The sequence below is a fragment of the Nostoc sp. UCD121 genome (assembly GCF_014222285.1).
Classification (GTDB): domain Bacteria; phylum Cyanobacteriota; class Cyanobacteriia; order Cyanobacteriales; family Nostocaceae; genus Nostoc.
Map to the genome: position 1 here is coordinate 1 of NZ_JACKZS010000374.1, position 3,873 is coordinate 3,873.

At 44.9% G+C, this 3,873-nt stretch carries 4 protein-coding genes; all 4 read left to right on the plus strand.

Annotation, left to right across the window (positions count from 1 at the left end):
* Positions 1-74 precede the first annotated feature (74 nt).
* The 4 genes from GNF10_RS35725 (at position 75) to GNF10_RS35740 (ending at position 3,770) form a co-directional block, all read left to right on the plus strand.
* Positions 75-620 carry a thermonuclease family protein gene (locus GNF10_RS35725; protein WP_185581561.1) on the plus strand — a complete coding sequence of 182 codons (546 nt, stop codon included), beginning with the start codon at positions 75-77 and terminating at the stop codon, positions 618-620.
* 77 nt (positions 621-697) lie between these two features.
* Entirely contained in the window at positions 698-1,510 is an 813-nt protein-coding gene (locus tag GNF10_RS35730; protein WP_163927588.1) for an inositol monophosphatase family protein, read from the plus strand.
* A gap of 74 nt (positions 1,511-1,584) precedes the next feature.
* On the plus strand, positions 1,585-2,559 hold the full coding sequence (locus GNF10_RS35735; protein ID WP_185581560.1) for a J domain-containing protein: 975 nt from the start codon (positions 1,585-1,587) through the stop codon (positions 2,557-2,559).
* Positions 2,559-3,770 carry an ATP phosphoribosyltransferase regulatory subunit gene (locus GNF10_RS35740; protein ID WP_185581559.1) on the plus strand — a complete coding sequence of 404 codons (1,212 nt, stop codon included), beginning with the start codon at positions 2,559-2,561 and terminating at the stop codon, positions 3,768-3,770. The genes GNF10_RS35735 and GNF10_RS35740 overlap by 1 nt, the downstream gene beginning before the upstream one ends.
* Positions 3,771-3,873 lie beyond the last annotated feature (103 nt).

Below are 3,873 nucleotides of genomic sequence, written 5' to 3' on the forward strand. Positions count from 1 at the left end.
GGGGCAGGGAGCAGGGAGCAGGGGGCAAGAGGTTCTGCTCGCTAGGCGCAGCAGCGACCATAGGAGAATTTGTGATGGTTGTGAGTCTTGGTAACTGGGTACGAAAAATAGCCATTTTGGTTTGCTTATTGCTCTTGGTGAGTTGCCAAAGTAAAAACCAGTTACCAAATAATCAGGCTCAGGTGAAAGTAGCTCGGGTAGTTAGTGGGCAAAGTTTGGAAGTGTTAGGAATGGCTGAACAACCGAATTTGATTTCTCAAGTGCGGTTAGTTGGCGTTGATGCACCAGATTTGCGACAGAGACCTTGGGGAGAAGCAGCAAAAGAACAGTTAGAGAATCTTATTGGTGGTGCAGAAGAATTGGTCGAACTGGAGTTTGATTTAGAAGCAAAAGATAAAATCGGGCGAACTCTAGCTTATGTATGGAAAAATAAGGTGTTATTGAATGAAGAATTAGTTAAACAAGGCAATGCAATGTTTGTTGGGCGATCGCCTAACCACAAATATGACCAGCGTTTAGAACGTGCCCAACAATGGGCTAGACTCATGGGCCAAGGAATCTGGAACCCAGAAAAACCCATGCGCCTCACTCCCGCCGAGTTTCGCCGCCAAAATCTTTGAAGGGTTGGGAATGGGGAATGGGGAATGGGGAATTGGGCAATGGGAGAGATGAACCAATGACAAATGACAAATGACCAATGACAAATATACAAATTTTTCTAGATATTGCTACAGAAGCAGCCTTAGCTGCTGGTGCTATTTTGCAAGGTTACTTGGGTAAGTTAGAAGACGCAATTATTGAAAAAGGTCGCCCTGGTGATTTAGTCACGGCTGCTGATAAAGCCTCAGAAGAGTTGATTTTAGAAATTTTGCGTCGCCATTTTCCCCAGCACTCTATCCTCGCTGAAGAATCAGGCAAATTAGGTAATCAAGAAAATGAATACCTCTGGGCAATAGATCCTCTAGATGGCACAACCAACTACGCCCATCAATATCCGTTTTTTGCAGTTTCTATTGGGCTGTTAATTAATGGCGTTCCAGAAGTTGGTGTAATTTATGATCCATTCCACAATGAGCTATTCAGTGCGGCTACTGGCTTGGGAGCAACACGAAATCGTCGTCCCATCAATGTTTCAGCAACATCTGAACTGAGTAAAAGCCTACTAGTAACTGGATTTGCCTACGATCGCCGTGAAACCTCTGATAACAACTACGCAGAATTTAGTCACCTTACCCACCTTACGCAAGGGGTTAGACGTAGCGGTTCAGCATCGCTAGATTTGGCTTATGTTGCCTGTGGGCGTGTCGATGGTTACTGGGAACGAGGGCTTTCTCCTTGGGATATTGCCGCCGGGATAATTTTGTTACAAGAAGCTGGGGGCAAAGTCACCGCCTACGATGGCACTCCTGTCAAAATTGAGTCAGGTAGAATTCTCGCAACAAATGGTTATATTCACGACTCCCTCAGTAGCGAATTGTTACAAGTTCCGCCACTATCAGCATGGGTGTAGCACGTGGAAGCTTTACCCTCGACTTTGGGTAAACTAAAAAAAATCTAACTGCTCCTTTGGTGCAAATCCCCTATATGTCTTTCAAAATAGATCGTGGATTATTTAAATATGATTTCATAGATCATCACGCAATATTGTGCGTTCCAGTTGATGCGGATGTCAAAGAGATTCGGAAACGCTATCTCCAAATTGCCCGCCGCTTACACCCGGACAGTAGGTTTACTGAAAGTGATGAACAAAAACAGCTAGGAAACGAATTGTTATCAAAGTTGGTTAACCCAGCTTACGAAAAACTTGCTGGCGATCGCACTCGCACGGAATATATTTTAATTTTGTCGCAAATCGGCAAGCGCTTGTTACAAGAGTCTGCTTCTTTAACTCTCACCACCGATTTGGCTAAAGAGTTAGTCCAGTCAGCTAATTTCGAGCATGTCTATAAAAGTGCGATCGCTAAACTAGCTCAAAGCCAATATGATTCTTTAGACCAAGTGCAGCAAGTCCTTGCCCAAATTAGTGAGTTGAATTTAGTCTATTTAATGCGGAGTGCAAGCAAAACATCCGCCGTGCCGCCGCTATCTGCTCAACCCAAAGTTCAATCAGGTACACCTCAACCAAGTACACCAAAAAATACACTCCCAGAACCAGCACCAGCGCCAGTACCAGCGCCGCCAAAAGAAGACACGGTTGTAGAACAGTATTTTCGTCGCGCTCAATCTTTGATTGACAAAAACCAATTTGCCCAAGCCAAAGTAGAGTTGCAAGATGCCCTGAAGCTAGAACCTAAAAATAGTCGCTGCCATAGCTTGATCGCAATGGTGTATTTGAGGCAAAATCAGCTAAAAATGGCAAAAATCCACTTTGAAAACGCTTTAAAGCTAGATCCCAGTGACGAAACGGCATTGAAATGGAAACCTAAAATAGATAAGGCATTAGCACAACAACCTAGCGATCATAAGGTGACTTCATCCGCCAATAATGGAGATAAGCAACCAGATAAATCTGGTAGTGGTGGTTTGTTCGGTGGTTTGTTTGGTGGGAAGAAAAAATAATGGTGTATCAACCAGCATCGGGTGCCAGGGATTTATTGCCCTTGGATGTGGAGAAAAAACGCTGGATTGAAGATCGGTTACAGCAGGTGTTTCATCGATGGGGATATCACAGGATTATCACCTCAACTTTAGAGCGTATGGATACCTTGATGGCAGGGGAAGCAATTCAGCGCCAGATGGTGATTCAACTACAAAATGGCGAAGATGATGAATTAGGGCTACGTCCAGAATTAACAGCATCCATTGCTCGTACTGTTGTCACTCGTATGGCAAATGCAACTTATCCGCAACGGTTGTACTACAACGCCAATGTGTTTCGCCGCACGTGGGAAAGTAGACATAATCGCCAGCAAGAGTTTTATCAAGCTGGGGTGGAGTTGTTAGGTGCTGGCGGATTGCTGGCGAATGCGGAAGTACTGCTGTTAGTCGCAGATTGTTTAGCAGCATTGGGTTTGAGACAATGGCACTTAATTTTAGGTGAAGCGGGAATTACGCGATCGCTCCTGAGTGCATTTCCGGCTAATTTACAGGATAAAGTTCGCAGTGCGATCGCTCATCTCGACCGCATTACCATAGATACTTTACCCTTGAGTGACAAACTACGCGATCGCGCCAGAATCATGCTGGATTTGCGCGGCCCCAGTGCAGACGTGTTACAAAAAGTTAGTAGTTTGGATCTAGACGAAGAACAGCGAGAGGCAGTGAATAACCTCAAATCTCTAGTAGAATTACTAGAATCAGAGAAAAAATTTCCCTTAATCCTCGATCTCAGCCTGATCCAGACCATAGATTACTACACTGGTATTGTCTTTGAAATTGTCAACGACACCGAATCACAAGCCAGAGTTTTAGGGCGTGGTGGTCGCTACGACCAGCTTTTGGGTCTATATCATCCCCAAGGAGAAAATACACCCGGAATAGGTTTTGGACTCAATATCGAAGATTTATACCAAATTTTGTTATCTACTCAACAATTACCGCAAGTAACCCCAGCGAGTAACTGGTTAGTAGTACCAGAGACGGCGAGTGCTAACGCCCCTGCCTTTGCCTACGCGCAAAAACTTAGAGATTCCACCCATTTAGTGCGGGTAGAAATTGATTTAGGGGGAAGGGATGCAGATGCTATTCGCCAATATGCACGCGATCGCAGCATAGCCCAAATTGCTTGGATTAAAGCTGATGGTTCGCCCAAAATTGAGTCATTGCGTTAAGTGAATTGGGAATTGGGCATGGGGCAAAACAGTTCCGTTAGCGATAGCGGGGCGTTTACGTGAAGAGTTAGGAGTTACGAATTCTCCCCCTGCCCCTCTGCTC

Coding starts and splice junctions, on each gene's coding strand:
- GNF10_RS35725 (WP_185581561.1), top strand. CDS start 75: ATGGTTGTGAGTCTTGGTAACTGGGTACGAAAAATAGCCATTTTGGTT.
- GNF10_RS35730 (WP_163927588.1), top strand. CDS start 698: ATGACAAATATACAAATTTTTCTAGATATTGCTACAGAAGCAGCCTTA.
- GNF10_RS35735 (WP_185581560.1), top strand. CDS start 1,585: ATGTCTTTCAAAATAGATCGTGGATTATTTAAATATGATTTCATAGAT.
- GNF10_RS35740 (WP_185581559.1), top strand. CDS start 2,559: ATGGTGTATCAACCAGCATCGGGTGCCAGGGATTTATTGCCCTTGGAT.